At 31.2% G+C, this 14,448-nt stretch carries 16 protein-coding genes; 13 read left to right on the top strand and 3 right to left on the bottom strand.

The window, feature by feature from the left end; all coding sequences use genetic code 11:
- Positions 1-151 precede the first annotated feature (151 nt).
- The 4 genes from FUA24_RS22025 (at position 152) to FUA24_RS22015 (ending at position 4,300) form a co-directional block, all read left to right on the top strand.
- Complete coding sequence (locus tag FUA24_RS22025) at positions 152-1,156, top strand: LacI family DNA-binding transcriptional regulator (RefSeq protein ID WP_148545240.1); 1,005 nt, start codon at positions 152-154, stop codon at positions 1,154-1,156.
- A gap of 341 nt (positions 1,157-1,497) precedes the next feature.
- On the top strand, positions 1,498-1,644 hold the full coding sequence (locus tag FUA24_RS25285) for a hypothetical protein (protein ID WP_187388363.1): 147 nt from the start codon (positions 1,498-1,500) through the stop codon (positions 1,642-1,644).
- A 209-nt stretch (positions 1,645-1,853) separates the two neighbouring features.
- Positions 1,854-3,626, top strand: coding sequence for a tetratricopeptide repeat-containing sensor histidine kinase (locus FUA24_RS22020; protein ID WP_148545239.1), 1,773 nt, complete (start codon positions 1,854-1,856; stop codon positions 3,624-3,626).
- Entirely contained in the window at positions 3,623-4,300 is a 678-nt protein-coding gene (locus FUA24_RS22015; protein WP_246147140.1) for a response regulator, read from the top strand. Before FUA24_RS22020 ends, FUA24_RS22015 begins: the two co-directional genes overlap by 4 nt.
- Before the next feature lie 277 nt (positions 4,301-4,577).
- On the opposite strand, the gene FUA24_RS22010 is transcribed toward FUA24_RS22015, so the two are convergent.
- Entirely contained in the window at positions 4,578-5,057 is a 480-nt protein-coding gene (locus FUA24_RS22010) for a DUF456 domain-containing protein (RefSeq protein WP_148545238.1), read from the bottom strand.
- Positions 5,058-5,199: 142 nt separating this feature from the next.
- Here FUA24_RS22010 and FUA24_RS22005 point away from each other — a divergent pair, with 142 nt between their 5' ends.
- Genes FUA24_RS22005 through FUA24_RS21990 form a run of 4 tightly spaced genes read left to right on the top strand, consistent with a single transcriptional unit; the run spans position 5,200 to position 8,817 of the window.
- Positions 5,200-5,562 carry a BlaI/MecI/CopY family transcriptional regulator gene (locus FUA24_RS22005; RefSeq protein ID WP_148545237.1) on the top strand — a complete coding sequence of 121 codons (363 nt, stop codon included), beginning with the start codon at positions 5,200-5,202 and terminating at the stop codon, positions 5,560-5,562.
- A gap of 2 nt (positions 5,563-5,564) precedes the next feature.
- Entirely contained in the window at positions 5,565-7,166 is a 1,602-nt protein-coding gene (locus FUA24_RS22000) for a M56 family metallopeptidase (protein ID WP_148545236.1), read from the top strand.
- Positions 7,167-7,168: 2 nt separating this feature from the next.
- Positions 7,169-8,299: a tetratricopeptide repeat protein gene (locus tag FUA24_RS21995; RefSeq protein WP_246147139.1), complete on the top strand. Its 1,131-nt coding sequence runs from the start codon at positions 7,169-7,171 to the stop codon at positions 8,297-8,299.
- 41 nt (positions 8,300-8,340) lie between these two features.
- Positions 8,341-8,817: a hypothetical protein gene (locus FUA24_RS21990; RefSeq protein WP_148545235.1), complete on the top strand. Its 477-nt coding sequence runs from the start codon at positions 8,341-8,343 to the stop codon at positions 8,815-8,817.
- 10 nt (positions 8,818-8,827) lie between these two features.
- On the opposite strand, the gene FUA24_RS21985 is transcribed toward FUA24_RS21990, so the two are convergent.
- Positions 8,828-9,970: a glycosyltransferase family 2 protein gene (locus FUA24_RS21985; RefSeq protein ID WP_148545234.1), complete on the bottom strand. Its 1,143-nt coding sequence runs from the start codon at positions 9,968-9,970 to the stop codon at positions 8,828-8,830.
- Positions 9,971-9,972: 2 nt separating this feature from the next.
- Positions 9,973-10,941, bottom strand: a complete 969-nt coding sequence (locus FUA24_RS21980; RefSeq protein ID WP_148545233.1) for a lysylphosphatidylglycerol synthase domain-containing protein — start codon at positions 10,939-10,941, stop codon at positions 9,973-9,975.
- Positions 10,942-11,008: 67 nt separating this feature from the next.
- On the opposite strand from FUA24_RS21980, the gene FUA24_RS21975 reads away from it, so the two are divergent.
- From FUA24_RS21975 to FUA24_RS21955, 5 genes are read left to right on the top strand one after another with little or no spacing between them, the layout of a single operon-like run.
- Positions 11,009-11,611, top strand: coding sequence for an outer membrane beta-barrel protein (locus FUA24_RS21975; protein ID WP_148545232.1), 603 nt, complete (start codon positions 11,009-11,011; stop codon positions 11,609-11,611).
- Positions 11,611-12,162, top strand: a complete 552-nt coding sequence (gene ruvC, locus FUA24_RS21970; RefSeq protein ID WP_148545231.1) for a crossover junction endodeoxyribonuclease RuvC — start codon at positions 11,611-11,613, stop codon at positions 12,160-12,162. The genes FUA24_RS21975 and ruvC overlap by 1 nt, the downstream gene beginning before the upstream one ends.
- A gap of 6 nt (positions 12,163-12,168) precedes the next feature.
- The gene (hemW, locus tag FUA24_RS21965; protein WP_148545230.1) at positions 12,169-13,326 is read left to right on the top strand and encodes a radical SAM family heme chaperone HemW; all 1,158 of its coding nucleotides are present in this window, start codon (positions 12,169-12,171) and stop codon (positions 13,324-13,326) included.
- Positions 13,308-13,643: a GIY-YIG nuclease family protein gene (locus FUA24_RS21960; protein ID WP_394344237.1), complete on the top strand. Its 336-nt coding sequence runs from the start codon at positions 13,308-13,310 to the stop codon at positions 13,641-13,643. The genes hemW and FUA24_RS21960 overlap by 19 nt, the downstream gene beginning before the upstream one ends.
- Before the next feature lie 55 nt (positions 13,644-13,698).
- The gene (locus FUA24_RS21955; protein WP_148545228.1) at positions 13,699-14,448 is read left to right on the top strand and encodes a cyclase family protein; all 750 of its coding nucleotides are present in this window, start codon (positions 13,699-13,701) and stop codon (positions 14,446-14,448) included.

Genomic DNA, 14,448 nt, shown 5'->3' with positions numbered 1-14,448 from the left:
TACGGCGCAATTTAGGTAGTAAAAGGTTTAAATTCTATCATAAAAGAATTTTTATTGTTAATAAGATATGAAGTATAAGAATAGTATAATTAGGTTATAGCATTAAGGAATTTTGTAACTTGCATTTCAGATTAATTGGGGATTAAAACGTATGGTTACACTAAAACAACTGGCAAAGGAATTAAACGTATCAATTTCAACGGTTTCTAAAGCATTAAATAATAGCGAAGAGATTGGAGAAGAAACTGTAAGACGTGTAAAAGAATTGGCAGCGCTTTATAACTATAAGCCGAATAAAGTGGCACTAAGTTTAAAGCAGAATAAGACAAAGACTATTGGTGTAATTATCCCAAACATTTTAAATCACTTTTTAGCCAAAGTACTTTTTGGTATAGAGCGCGAAGCCACAAAATTAGGCTACAATATTATTACCTGTATCTCTAATGAATCTTTAGAAAAAGAAAAGGAGAGTCTTCAAATTTTGGCCAATGGTAGTGTAGATGGTTTTATTTTATGTGTTGCCGAAGAAACTCAGATTAAAAATGAAGTAGATCATTTTAGAAGAACCATTAGCCAAGGTCTCCCTATAGTAATGTTTGATAGAGTAGCGCATGATGTAATGTGCGATAAAGTTATTGTGGATGATTTTGATGCTACATATAGAGCTACAAAAGGCTTGTTAGCCGAAAACCGAAAACGTATTGCCTTTATAAGTAACGTAGACAAGCTTAGTGTAGGTAAGCTTAGAGAACGTGGTTATGCTAAAGCTATTTTAGAAAACCATGACATGGAGCTCTTACACCTATCTATTAAAAAGAAAGATGACCACCAAAAGAAGGTGAAATCGTTCCTAAAAAAGAATCCAGAAATAGATGGTGTTATAGCTGCAGACAGTTCTTCTGGTATTATAGCTATTAATGCTGCAATTAATTTGGGTAAAAAAGTACCTAGAGATATGTCTGTAATTGGGTTTGCAAGTAAGGGAGATTCGTATCATGCCTTTCCAAAATTAACCACAATTAGACAACATGCTAAGGTTATTGGGGCAAACGCCGCAGAAATGCTAATACATAGACTACAGAACATGCATTTAAATGAAGACGTTAAGACTAAGATAGTTAAGACGAGTTTAATTAAAACGAAATCTACACTGTAAGTAATTTACATCACAAGTGTTTTTCGTCGTTAAAAAAATGCATTTCATCGATTATATTGCCTCTTGAATACGGTTTAACATATTTTAGCTACCGTTAAGCGACACCCAAATCATTTTCCCTCTCGTCTTTTAACACTTAATTAATCCATTTATTATAAATGTAACTGTTAAAGTTGCATTCCCTCAAAATTAAAGTCTATGTGCTTTTGTGCATTTTGATTTTAAAAATTAATTATTCCATTTTCCCTCAACGAGGATTTTGCTTTGCAAAGTCTTAGTTAACATGTTGTATTAAAATTTTAAAAAGAAAATAGAATAGTTTAACCTTAAATCGAAATTATATGAAAGCCCTAAAAATTACTTTAATTATCGCAGTAGTATTCGCAACATTCTCTTCTTGTACTAAGCAAGATTTAAATGAAGATGATGTACTTACAAATTCAAGTGCTCAGACTACTCGTTTCACCGGAGGAAATGGACATGATTAAACTTTAAATATTTAAAGATATAAATATTAGACCCGTATTTTATACGGGTTTTTTTATTTCAAAGAAATTGTATTCCAATAAAAAAAATATAATAAATTTGGAAATAAGTATATAAACTCTCAAGATTGGCACATAAACGAGTTCTTCTAATTATATTTCTTTTATCCCTAGTATATAATTTATCTGGGCAAGATGAACAAAGTTTAAGAATGATTGACTCTATTAAAAAAAGTGTAAAAAATCTTAAACCAGTAGATTCCGTAAACATAGCTAATCAGCATTATAAAATTGGAGAGTTTTACAGATATTCCCAAAAGAGCGATAGTGCATTTTACTATTATAATAAAGCTGAAAAAGTATTTAAAAAACAAGGTTTAAAGTATGAGTTAGCAATAACTTATTATGGTATTGCTGTGGTTCAGTGCAATGAAAAGGACTATACAGGTAGTGAAGTAACTTCTGTGGAAGCAATAGCACTGCTCGAAACTTTGGGTTCTAGGAATGATGTTAGAAAATACAAATCTTTTCTATACAACAATTTAGGGATTGTTTATGATGAATTGGAACAATTTGATGTGGCAATTCAATACTATGAGAAGTCTCTCCGACTAAAAAGAGGGCTGAAGGGTGATTTTACTAGGAGTATAGGGTTAACACTTAATAATATGCTTAAGGCATATAGACGTGCTGGAAATTATGAACTTGCAATTGAAAAATATAGAGAGATTTTATCTAACTCGGATTTAACAACTAATTATCCAGAGGTTTTTGTTCTTGCTTTAGGAAATTATGCTAATACTCTTTATGTTTCCAAAGAACATGATAAGCTGCCAGGGCTATATATTCGAGCTTTGGAAATTTGTGATAGTATAAATGACAATTATAATTCTATAATTATCCATCAACACTTGGCGGAATATTATAATTATATTAATGTAAAAGATTCAGCTAAGTATTACGCATATAGAGCCAAAGACTTATCAACTGAATATTATAATGATGACTTATTAAAATCACTTAAACTGTTATCTGAAATTGAAGAAGGAGATACGGCAACTGATTATTTAAAACAATATGTAGAATTAAATGATAGTATTCAAAATGAAGAGCGAAAAATCAGAAATAAATTTGCCAGAATACGTTTTGAAACCGATCAAATAGAAAAGGAAAATATAAAAATTGCCAAGGAACGTATGTGGTTGCTTATTATTTCAACCGTATTAATTATAGCCTCGTTTTTATTATACTTAGTGATTAGGCAGCGAATAAAAAATAAAGAACTACAATTTGTACAACAACAGCAAGAAGCTAACGAGGAAATTTATAACCTTATGTTATCACAAAATGATAGTATAGAAGAGGCCAGAACCTTAGAGAAAAGACGTATTTCAGAGGAGTTACACGATGGTGTATTAGGGCGTCTTTTCGGTACACGTTTAAGTTTAGATAGCCTCAATATGGCTAATAGTGCAGATGCAGTAAAAACCCGTGGCGACTACATAGAAGAATTAAAATCTATTGAAGAAGATATTAGAAAAGTGTCGCACGAGTTAAACACAGATTTTGTTGCTGGTGGAGGATTTAGAGACATTATAGAAACTTTAATAGAAACGCAATCTTCGGCGTATAAGTTTCAATTTGAGTTTACGCACGATGATTCTATAAACTGGGATATAATACCCAATAAAAACAAAATTCATATCTACAGAATCATTCAAGAAACTTTAAATAATATTTATAAACATGCCAATGCTTCTTTGGTAAATATTAGTTTTAAACTGAAAAAAAATGTAATTTGCTTGGTAATGAAAGATAACGGAGCTGGATTTCAGGTAAATAGGGCAAGATCTGGTATCGGATTAAAAAACATGAAATCTAGAATAAAAGAAATAAAAGGAGAGTTGAACATTACCTCTAAAGTAGGCGTAGGAACAAAGGTAAGAATAGAAGTTCCAGTTACAGAAACAACAACAAACGTATGACCACCAACCAAGTAAGAATTTTAATGATTGATGACCACCCAATGATTATAGAAGGTTATCAAAATACATTACAATTTACAAAAAAAGACAACCAAGAATTACTTATTGACATTGCAAATAATTGTGATGAAGCCCTAAAATATATTAGAAAGTCATCGAGATCTGAAACGCCTTATGATGTCCTTTTTATAGACATAAGTTTACCACCATCATCAGATGGTAGAATGAATTCTGGAGAAGATTTGGCAGAATTTGCTAGAGATGTATTGCCAACATCAAAAATTGTTGTACTTACCATGTTTAACGAGTCTTACAGAATTCACAATATCATTAAGAATATAAACCCCGAAGGATTTTTAATTAAAAGTGATTTAACTTCTAATGAATTAGCAAGCGCCTTTCAGGCAGTGCTAAATAATCCACCTTTTTATAGCGGTACCGTAAACAGCTACATTAGAAAAGTAATTTCTAGTGATATGGTTATTGACGAGAAAAACAGAAAAATTCTACATTTGCTATCTCAGGGTGTTAAAACCAAGAACCTAGCAGTTCATATTGGCATCTCGCTAAGTGCCGTAGAGAAAAGAAAGAAGCAATTAAAAGAACTTTTTTCTGTTGAAGACGGTCAAGATGAAACCCTTTTAAATGAAGCTAGGAAAAAGGGTTTTGTGTAGAAAAACTTACTTTTCTTACTTTTCGTCGAAAATTTATTAAAAAAAATTTAAGATTTTTTTTCGTATAACCTGTTGATAAACAGTAATGTATGTAAAAACCGTACTTTTATTGTGGGAAAACCGCAATTAAATTTTGATTATAATATATATATTTGTAAGGTCAACACTTCAAAAAAAATTATTAATCCCTCAATTTTTTTTTGTTGATAATAGCAATTTACAGCCCTGTGGAGGTGAGAGACCCACAGGGCTCTTCTGTTTAATAAACTTAAGTGATTTATTTAAGCAAAATACCTACAAATAGACCCAAGTAGATAATCGCAACTATAAACTTCATAAAGGTTGAAGTAATAAAGCCAATAAAAGAGCCAAAAGCAGCTTTTATTGCTGTTTTAGAGTCGGTATTGTTTAGTAACTCTCCTATATAAGCTCCTAAAAATGGTCCAATTATGATTCCAAAAGGAATTGGAGCAATGAGTCCCACTATAAGACCTATAGTAGTACCTATCATGCCATACTTTGTACCTCCAAAACGTTTGGTGCCCATAGCGGGAATAATGTAATCTAATACCCAAATAAGTATGGCTACAATGAGTGTTATAATTAAAAAGGATCTGTTCATAGGAACAGTATCTGAAAAGTGTAGTATCAATAAACCTACCCAACTGGTTAAAGGACCAGGTAGTACTGGCAAAAAACTACCAATAATACCCAGAATCATAAATAAGGCGGCTATTACTATCAATAAAATATCCATCATAAAAATTGTTATGCTTGCTTTAATAAGACACTAAAGTGGATAAATTGTTACATTTTTAACTAAAAAATTAGTTCAAACTAAATTTTTAGTTATATTTGCCTTAACTAAGAACTTAGTTGAATACTAAAAACGCACGATAATGAAACAATTAACAAAGGCAGAAGAAGATATTATGCAAATACTTTGGCAACTAAAAAAAGCTAATGTAAAAGCTATAATTGAGTTGTTCCCAGACCCTAAACCAGCATACAATACTGTGTCTACTATAGTAAGAATTTTAGAGAGTAAAGGTTTTGTGGGCTATGAGAAACAAGGAAAGGGGCATGTGTACTTTCCGGTTGTAGAAAAGCAAGACTATAGCAATCAATCTATAAATAAGCTTGTAGATAATTATTTTCAGGGCTCTTTTAAGAGTATGGTATCCTTCTTTGTTAAGAAAAACGATATGAACATAAAAGATCTAGAATCGGTATTAAGAGAGATTAATAAAAAAGAAGAGTAATCATGTTTCAGTATATTATTCAAACCATAGGGTTCCAATTATTCTTTTTGTTAGTATATGATTTTGTGCTTAAAAGAGAAACCTTTTTTAATTGGAATAGAGTGTATCTTTTGGGAACTTCAGTACTATCTTTACTTATTCCTCTTATAAGAATAGAGGGCTTTAAAAATGCCATTTCAAAAGATTTTATTGTAACATTACCAGAGGTCTTTATTGGAAATCAAGAAGCCGTTGAAAATCCAATACAGTTTAACTTATTTGAGCTAGAAAAAAGTACTTCTGTTTTTGAGATACTGTTTTACATAGGTTTCGTTATAGCTGCTTGTCTATTTCTGTTTAAGTTTTTTAAAATTCTAAAATTACTAGTTAATAATCCTAAACAAAAAAGTAGGGGTTATAAGATAGTAAGCCTAAGCAACAGCACAGCAGCATTTTCATTTTTTAAATACATCTTTTTAGGAGAGTTAATTGATACCAAAGAAAAGGACGTCATTATTAAACATGAAATGATTCATGTTAAACAGTACCATTCTTTTGATTTACTCTTTTTTGAAGTTTTAAGATTGCTGCTTTGGTTTAACCCTCTAATTTATATGTATCAGAATAGAATGGTAGAACTCCACGAGTTTATTGCCGATGCACATGCTGTTAAAGATCAAAACAAAGCAGATTATTACGAAAACCTCCTACAACAGGTTTTTAACACACAAAAAATATCATTCATCAATCCATTTTTTAAACAATCATTAATCAAAAAGCGAATCGTTATGTTGTCAAAATCAAAATCGAAAAAAACGAATTTATTAAAGTATGCCTTATTAATTCCAATGGTTATAGGAATGTTGGCTTATGCATCAAGTTCAAAAGAATTAGAACATACAGCTGCAGTTAATTACACTAAAAAAACACCTTTGCTTGAAAAAATACATGCCGTTAAAACTCAAATTGCGATACAAGGTAATGTAAGTGAGAATGAAGAAAACATGCTTAACTTGTTATTAGAGACCTTAAAAGGTTCTGAGTTTAACCAGGAATATATTAATAAGGTTAATAAGTTCTTAAACTCTAAATGGAAAAGTAAACTAGAAAACAAGATAGCAGCTGTATTTGAACAAATACAAGTTCAAGGAAATATTAGTAATGAAGAAGAAACCGCTTTAAAACACCTGTTGGTTTTAACCAGTGAAGAAGGTTTAAATGATCCATTTTTTGCTGATATTCTTAAAGATGTTAAAATTCCTTTTGGAGTAACAGACAAGGTACCATCATTTCCAGGCTGTGAAGATTTAAGTGCAAATGAGCAGAAACAGTGTTTTGCAGAAAATGTTTCAAAACACATCAATAGAAATTTTAATACCAAGCTTGCTGCCGAACATAATTTAAAAGGTAAACAAAGAATTAATGTGATTTTTATTGTAAACAATGAAGGCAATATCACTGGTGTTAGAGCAAGGGCACCACACCCGGCTTTAGTTGAAGAGGCTAAAAGAGTAATACAGAGTTTACCAAAAATGATTCCTGGAGAGCACCAAGGTAAAACGATTAATGTGCCTTATAGTTGCCCAATTATTTTTCAGGTAAATGACGATAAGAAGAAGAAGTAAATATGAAGAACGTTTTTCTTTTAATATGTATAATTTATTTTAAAACCGAAGCTCAGTCTTCGGTTTTACATTTTGCTGATAGTTTGTATGCTCATGGTAACTACTCTAAAGCCATTGAGCACTTTATGAAATACAACAATCAAAGCAAAGTCTATGACAAAATAGCAAAGTCTTATATTGCTATTGGTAATTATGACTCAGCAATACTTGTTTACGAAAAGCATCTAACCAATAAACCAGAAGACGCCATAGAAAAATACAACTATGGTAAATTGCTTTATAAGACGAAAAGGTATGATACAGCTTCTAAAGTGTTTAAGGAACTAATTGACTTAGATACGTCTAACCCTAATTACCAATATGAGATGGGTGTAACATTGGTACAACTAAAGGACTCTACTGCTCTAAAGTGCTTTCTCAATGCCTATGAGCTAGATAATACACATCAAAAAGCCATTTTTAGAATAGCAAAACACTATTTAAAAAAAGGAAAGAATTCATTAGCAGACGAATATATAAATGTGGGTTTGTCTAGCTACGAAAATAATAAGGAGCTCATAAGTCTTAAAGCTCAAAACTATTATTTAAGAAAACAATATGAGAAGGCAATCGTATGGTTTGAAAAGTTGATTAGTCTCAATGAATCTACACAGTTTATTCATGAGAAATTAAGTTATGCCTATGCCAGAACTATTGCCTATGAAAAGGCTATAGAACATCAAGTTTTAGCTCTAAAATTTCAACCCAAAAACACCAATAATCTTTTTATTCTAGGGAGACTTTATGAAAGAAATTTAGATTTTGAAAATGCCGAAAAATGCTTTCGCGAAGCTCTAGAAATTTTAGACGAACCCTTAGATCAAGAATATATGCAATTAGGGATGGTGTTAAATAGGCAAAAGAAACATAAAGAAGCCTTAGAGGTTTATAAGAAAGCGGTTAAAGAAAATGTTTCAAACGACCAGGCTCATTTCTTTTTAGTACTTACCAAAGATAGGTATTACAAAGATTTTGATACTAGAATTAAACTTTATGAAACGTTTACAGAGAAATTCCCTAAAAGCGTTTTTGTTGAAATGGCAAATCATAGAATAAGTGAATTAAAAAAGGAAAAGTTTTTGAAGATGGATTAAATGTTAAAAAAATCGTACTTTTCAGTCACAGTATTTAATTCATGAAGTATACCCTCGTTTTTTTTGTCTTCATCACTTTAACATCTTGTAAGTATTTTGATGTTGAAAAAACGACTTCTGAAGCTATCTTAAATGAAGAATTAAAGGCATTTAACTGGAATGATGTAGATACCTATCCTTCATTTAGTATGTGCGATTCTTTAGATGGCAAGTATGAAAAGATGTATTGTTTCCAATATTTCTTAAAAAAACAAATATTTAACGCATTAGAAGAGGAAGGTATTGTTGTAACGCAAGATGTAAATGATACCGTTAATTTAAAGTTTCAAGTTTCGGAAACTGGTGTTATAGATTTAGTGGGTGCCGATATGGACAGCTTAACGAAAGAAGAAATTCCTAATTTAGAATCGCTAATTATAGGGAGTCTAGATTCTTTACCTAAAATTTATCCGGCTATTAAACGTATGATGCAAGTAAAAACTGAATTTGACTTACCTATTGTTATTAATGTAGACTAGTTTAACCGTTTTACTTTCTAAAAGTTCGATCCTTCCATTTGTAGGTTTTAAACAAGGATAAAAAAGCTATATATACACTAAAAAAAGGATATAAAATAAAGACCCAAGGGTAACTTAATAGGGCTTCTTTCTGATTAAAAAAACTAGCGGTTTTAAAAAGAAGTAAGAAGTCTATACTAAATTTTATGACTAAAACGTATACCAGACTTTTAGGATGAAATTCACCCAAAAGCGTAAGCAGTATTAAGGTTATAATCAGCGTGTTTGTTAGTAATACAACAAGTCCAGTGAATTTACTAAACCAGTTTTTATAATGACTTGCTTTTGATGCCCAACGGACACGTTGTTCAATAACATGGCGCCATGATGTTTCTGTTGTTGTCGTTACTATAGCATGTTCTGATTTAAGATAATGAAGTTGCTTTGGGTGGTTCCTGCTTACTTTTTCTAGAAAGAAAATATCATCACCACTTGCAATATTAGAGTTGCCATCAAAACCCTTTAAAGCATTAAATAGAGCCTTTTCATAGGCAAAATTTGCACCATTACACATAATGGGTTTGTTAATACCAAAACCTCCAATGGTAGCACCTTGTAAACTTAAAATATCTAAAAGTTGAAAACGTTTAAACGAAGTGTTTACATTATAATAAGTAACCGGGGCTACGATGCATGTTGCATTATTTTCTTGTATGTACTCGTCAAAACTATCTAACCAGAATTTAGGGAGAACACAATCGGCATCAGTTGTAATTATCCAATCGTTTTTGGCATGTTTTACAGCAGTAGTTATAGCATCCTTTTTTGGTGAGTTTGTTTGTCTGTTATTTTCAATAATATGAATATTCAATGTATCGGATCCAGATGATTTTAGCGTCTTACATGTTTTTTCAATTATAGAAACGGAATCATCATTAGAAGCATCGTCAACAAAAATAACGTCGTACAAATGTTTAGGATACTCAAGTTTTAGAATTGATGCTAATAACTCAGACAGGTGTTCAGCTTCATTTCTAAATGGAATTATAACCGAAAAGGTAGTTTTCGAAGAACGACTTTTTAGTGTAAAATCTTTTACCCTATCAAAACCAATAGTAAAACTTCCTATTAAAAAGAGGTAGATTAAAATTATAATAAAGCTTGTTAACACCACCTTTACACCGTTTTTTTAGGTAAGTTAAAGTTAAGTACATAATAGCTGCCAAAAACACTTGGTAGTACAAAATTGAAAAACCACATAAGCGTTGTAACACTTAAAATTGTAAAAGCATTAATATGTAGTAAGGAAAATAAATATAGACTTACACTTCCTTTTACAACAACATCAAAGATAAATATTGATGGAATTATAGAGGATAGTAAATACATTGATGTTATAAAAACCATAGCTGTAAAATAACTAAGTTCAATATTAAAAAAGAGTAGCAGTAGGTGAAATTGAAAAGAGAACACTAAATATCGCAATATAGATAACCCTAAAACTAGTGAAAGTATTCTTTTGGGAAAATTGATAACAAAACGTTTAAGTTTTTCAATTGAAAACCCTTTTATTGAAAAGTTAGTTTTCTTGGTTAGAATAATAATTATTAAAGCTAATATTAGTACTGAAACCGCAACAATTGAGATGTTATAATAGTTTACAGGAAGTTCATAATTAATAAGTAATACGCTTAAACCTATTAGACCAAAAACAGTTGTTACTAGCATTTGTGTTACATTACCTAAAAAGTTAACCAAAAGAACTTTTTTTCTGTAATCGGTAACAAAGTAAATGGCTTTAGCGCCATACTCGCCAATTCTATTTGGAGTAAAAATAGAGGCAGTTAAAGATCCTAAACTTTGCTCTAAAGCCTCTTTAAAAGAGATTTTTTTAAATGTGGATACTAATAATTGCCATTTTAAGATTTCAAAACCCCAATTAAAGCTGGTTAAAAGCGTTAAAATAAACACGCTTTTTAAGGAAAGCGCATTATTTTGTTTTACAACAGAAATAAAATCAGAGAAATTTAAATTAGTATTTGACGTTAATCTACTAAAGATAAAATAGAAAGCTCCAACAACTATACTTACTTTAATAAGTACAAAAAAGAATTGCTTAGTTTTGTATTGGAGCAGATGATTCATGTTTACAAATAAAGTTAATATTTAGGTTATGGTATCAGGTTTTAGAATTAATAAAACTTTTTTTTGTTTGATAACGGCTTTACTGTGTTTTACAATAGGAAATGCACAAGATGGAACTAGTCGTATTAAAGCACAATTTGCTTTAGGTGTTAATAGTCCTTCATCAAATGGTTTTGTTACGGATTACAAAGGTAAATCCGTGAACTTCCCCACAGTAGATTTAGGATTACAATATATGTTTAAACCTAAATTTGGTGGTCGCTTAAATTATAGTTTTAATAGAATCTCTAATGAAACTAATTCGCCTTCGTTTAAAGTAAACTATGCTAGAGTAAATGCCCTTTTAGTATATGATGCTAATGATATTTTTAGTTTCTTACCACCAAGAATGGGAGTGTTTTTTCAGGCAGGACCGGGCTATTCCTTTGTAAAGCCTTTAGATAATTATACCCAAAACAAAATCTCATTTTTTAACATAATGGCTGGGGCACAATTTCATTATGGTATATCCGATACGCTTTCAATCTTTACAGATGTTTCATATGTAAACGGATTTGCGAAAGATTTTAATCCAGTATCAGAAGGATTCGGATCGTTTAATGGTAATGTGTTAGCTATAACTTTTGGAACCTCAATTTCGCTTAGCGGATGTTATTTTTGTGATCAATAATGGCAGAAGAAAAAATCATTTTAGGAATAGATCCAGGTACAACTATAATGGGGTTTGGTCTTATTAAAGTTGTAGGCAAGCGTATGCAGTTTTTGCAATTAAATGAATTAGATTTAAAAAAATACGATGACCACTACCTAAAGTTAAAACTTATTTTTGAGCGTACCATTGAGCTCATAGACACCCATCACCCAGACGAAATAGCTATTGAAGCGCCTTTTTTTGGTAAAAATGTGCAGAGTATGCTTAAATTAGGAAGAGCTCAGGGTGTAGCTATGGCCGCAGGACTAAGTAGGCAAATACCAATTACAGAGTACCTTCCTAAAAAAATAAAGATGGCTATTACGGGTAATGGAAATGCTAGTAAAGAACAAGTAGCTAAAATGCTTCAGAGTTTATTAGGCTTAAAAACCATACCCAAGAATTTAGATGCTACCGATGGTTTAGCAGCTGCTGTTTGCCACTTTTATAATTCTGGACGCGTAGAGGTTGGTAAAAGTTATTCAGGATGGGCTGCTTTTGTGAAACAAAACCCCAATAAAATAGGCTAATTTTAAATGGCTGGTATATATATTCACATACCTTTCTGCAAGCAAGCTTGCCATTATTGTGATTTCCATTTTTCAACATCCTTAAAAAAGAAAGAAGAACTTATTCAGTGTCTTATACAAGAAATTGAATTACGAAAAGAAGAACTTCAGCATAAACCCGTTGAAACCATATATTTTGGGGGAGGCACCCCTTCCTTATTAACAATTGATGAATTGCAATTATTGATAGACGTTATCTACACTAATTTTGAACTTACTGAAACTCCAGAAATTACTTTAGAGGCAAATCCAGATGATTTAACTTTAGAAAAGATTGTTGAATTGTCAAAATCGCCAGTAAATAGACTAAGTATTGGTATTCAGTCATTTTTTGAAGACGATTTAAAAATGATGAATCGAGCCCATAGCGCAGAAGAATCCAAAAAGTGCTTGTCTCTTGCAACTCAGTATTTTGATAATATTACCATTGATTTAATTTATGGCATCCCCAATATGTCTTTAGAAAAATGGAACGATAATTTGAATATAGCCTTCAGTTTTGGAGTAAACCATATTTCTAGTTATGCCTTAACTGTTGAACCAAAAACGGCTTTAGATAGTTTTATTCAGAAAGGGAAGTATCCTTCTTTAGACGAAGCCTTAGCTTTAGAGCATTTTAATCATCTTATCAAAAGAACAGAAGAAGAAGGATTTATTCAATACGAGATTTCAAATTTTGGTAAACCTAATTACTTTTCTAAACATAATACAAGTTATTGGCAGGGAAAATGGTACTTAGGTATTGGGCCGTCTGCACATTCTTTTTTGGGTGACCAACGTAGTTGGAACGTGTCTAATAATACAAAGTACATTAAAGTAATTCAGAATAACGAACTACCAAGTACTGCAGAAACACTTTCAAAAATAGACATGTTTAACGAGTACATAATGACAGGTTTAAGAACTATATGGGGCGTGTCTTTTAATACGATTGAAACTGAGTTTGGAGTCGAATTTCTCAAGCATTTAAAAACTACCTCTCAGAAGTTCATTGATGAAGGTGTGTTAACTGTTACTTCTGGAGCTGCCGATGACAATCTTAATAATATGGGGAAACTCGTAACAACTCAAAAAGGCAAGTTTTTAGCCGATGGAATTGCTGCGGAATTATTTATTCTGAACTAGTTTCAGAATCTCTTAACAAAACACTCATGAAAGAAGGGTTTGTTTATATTTTGACTAATAAAAATAAAACGGTCTTGTATGTTGGCGCTACTGGTAATTTAAAAAATAGAGTTAAAGAACACATTTCTGGCAAAGGTTCCGTTTTTACAAGAAAATACAAGTCCTATTATTTAGTCTATTTTGAAAAGATTGCTAAATATGAAGATGCTTTTAAAAGAGAAAAACAAATAAAAAATTGGAAAAATGAATGGAAATGGAATTTAATAAAATCTAAGAATCCAGATTTAAAAAACTTATATTTGGATTTGTTGGAATAAAAGTAAAAGATACTGAAATACTGAAATTAATTCAGCACAAGTAAATTCAGCATAAATGATAGCAACAATACAATACAATTCTAGAAAAATACAAATAGATGTATCTAAACCTATAGATATTTCTATAGCCATAGACATGTCTAAAAAGAATATAAATGCATGGTATGTAGATGACCCCAAGATTTTTCCGGAAAATATTGAAGGTGAAATTGTAAAGGTTTCGGAGGGCGCCGTTGTAAATTTTAATAACATTCATTTTAATCCGCATGCACATATTACACATACAGAATGTGTAGGGCACATTACTAATGAAATTCATTCTGTAAATAAAAACTTAAGGCATTATTTCTTTGTTGCGGAAGTAGTTACAGTAGCTCCGGAGAATGATGGAGACGATTTTTTTATATCTGCTAAGCAATTAAAAACGGCACTAAGGAATAAAAAAAGAGATGCAATTGTAATTAGAACACTACCTAATTTGTTAGAAAAAAAGAGTAAGGGGTATTCTAATACTAATCCTCCATTTTTATTAGAAGAGGCAGCGCAGTATTTAAAGGAAAAAGGAATTAAACATTTGTTAATTGATTTACCATCTGTTGATAAAGAAAGAGACGAAGGCAAACTCTTAGCACATAATGCCTTTTGGAATACCAAAGGACAGTTAAGATTAGACGCTACAATAACGGAATTTATTTACGTGCCAAATACCGTTGAAGATGGCGAGTATTTGTTAAATCTTATGATTGCACCTTTTGAAAATGATGCCACACCAAGCAAGCCTATTTTGTACCAAATAATTCAATAG

This window comes from Seonamhaeicola marinus (assembly GCF_008085455.1).
This window is presented reverse-complemented; position numbering and strand designations above follow the sequence as displayed.

What these genes read in the sequence shown, in the direction of transcription:
- ruvC (WP_148545231.1), top strand. Translation starts at nt 11,611, where the DNA reads ATGGCAGAAGAAAAAATCATTTTAGGAATAGATCCAGGTACAACTATA.
- hemW (WP_148545230.1), top strand. Translation starts at nt 12,169, where the DNA reads ATGGCTGGTATATATATTCACATACCTTTCTGCAAGCAAGCTTGCCAT.
- FUA24_RS21995 (WP_246147139.1), top strand. Translation starts at nt 7,169, where the DNA reads ATGAAGAACGTTTTTCTTTTAATATGTATAATTTATTTTAAAACCGAA.
- FUA24_RS21980 (WP_148545233.1), bottom strand. Translation starts at nt 10,941, where the DNA reads ATGAATCATCTGCTCCAATACAAAACTAAGCAATTCTTTTTTGTACTT.
- FUA24_RS25285 (WP_187388363.1), top strand. Translation starts at nt 1,498, where the DNA reads ATGAAAGCCCTAAAAATTACTTTAATTATCGCAGTAGTATTCGCAACA.
- FUA24_RS22010 (WP_148545238.1), bottom strand. Translation starts at nt 5,057, where the DNA reads ATGGATATTTTATTGATAGTAATAGCCGCCTTATTTATGATTCTGGGT.
- FUA24_RS22020 (WP_148545239.1), top strand. Translation starts at nt 1,854, where the DNA reads ATGATTGACTCTATTAAAAAAAGTGTAAAAAATCTTAAACCAGTAGAT.
- FUA24_RS22015 (WP_246147140.1), top strand. Translation starts at nt 3,623, where the DNA reads ATGACCACCAACCAAGTAAGAATTTTAATGATTGATGACCACCCAATG.
- FUA24_RS21955 (WP_148545228.1), top strand. Translation starts at nt 13,699, where the DNA reads ATGATAGCAACAATACAATACAATTCTAGAAAAATACAAATAGATGTA.
- FUA24_RS22025 (WP_148545240.1), top strand. Translation starts at nt 152, where the DNA reads ATGGTTACACTAAAACAACTGGCAAAGGAATTAAACGTATCAATTTCA.
- FUA24_RS21990 (WP_148545235.1), top strand. Translation starts at nt 8,341, where the DNA reads ATGAAGTATACCCTCGTTTTTTTTGTCTTCATCACTTTAACATCTTGT.
- FUA24_RS22000 (WP_148545236.1), top strand. Translation starts at nt 5,565, where the DNA reads ATGTTTCAGTATATTATTCAAACCATAGGGTTCCAATTATTCTTTTTG.
- FUA24_RS22005 (WP_148545237.1), top strand. Translation starts at nt 5,200, where the DNA reads ATGAAACAATTAACAAAGGCAGAAGAAGATATTATGCAAATACTTTGG.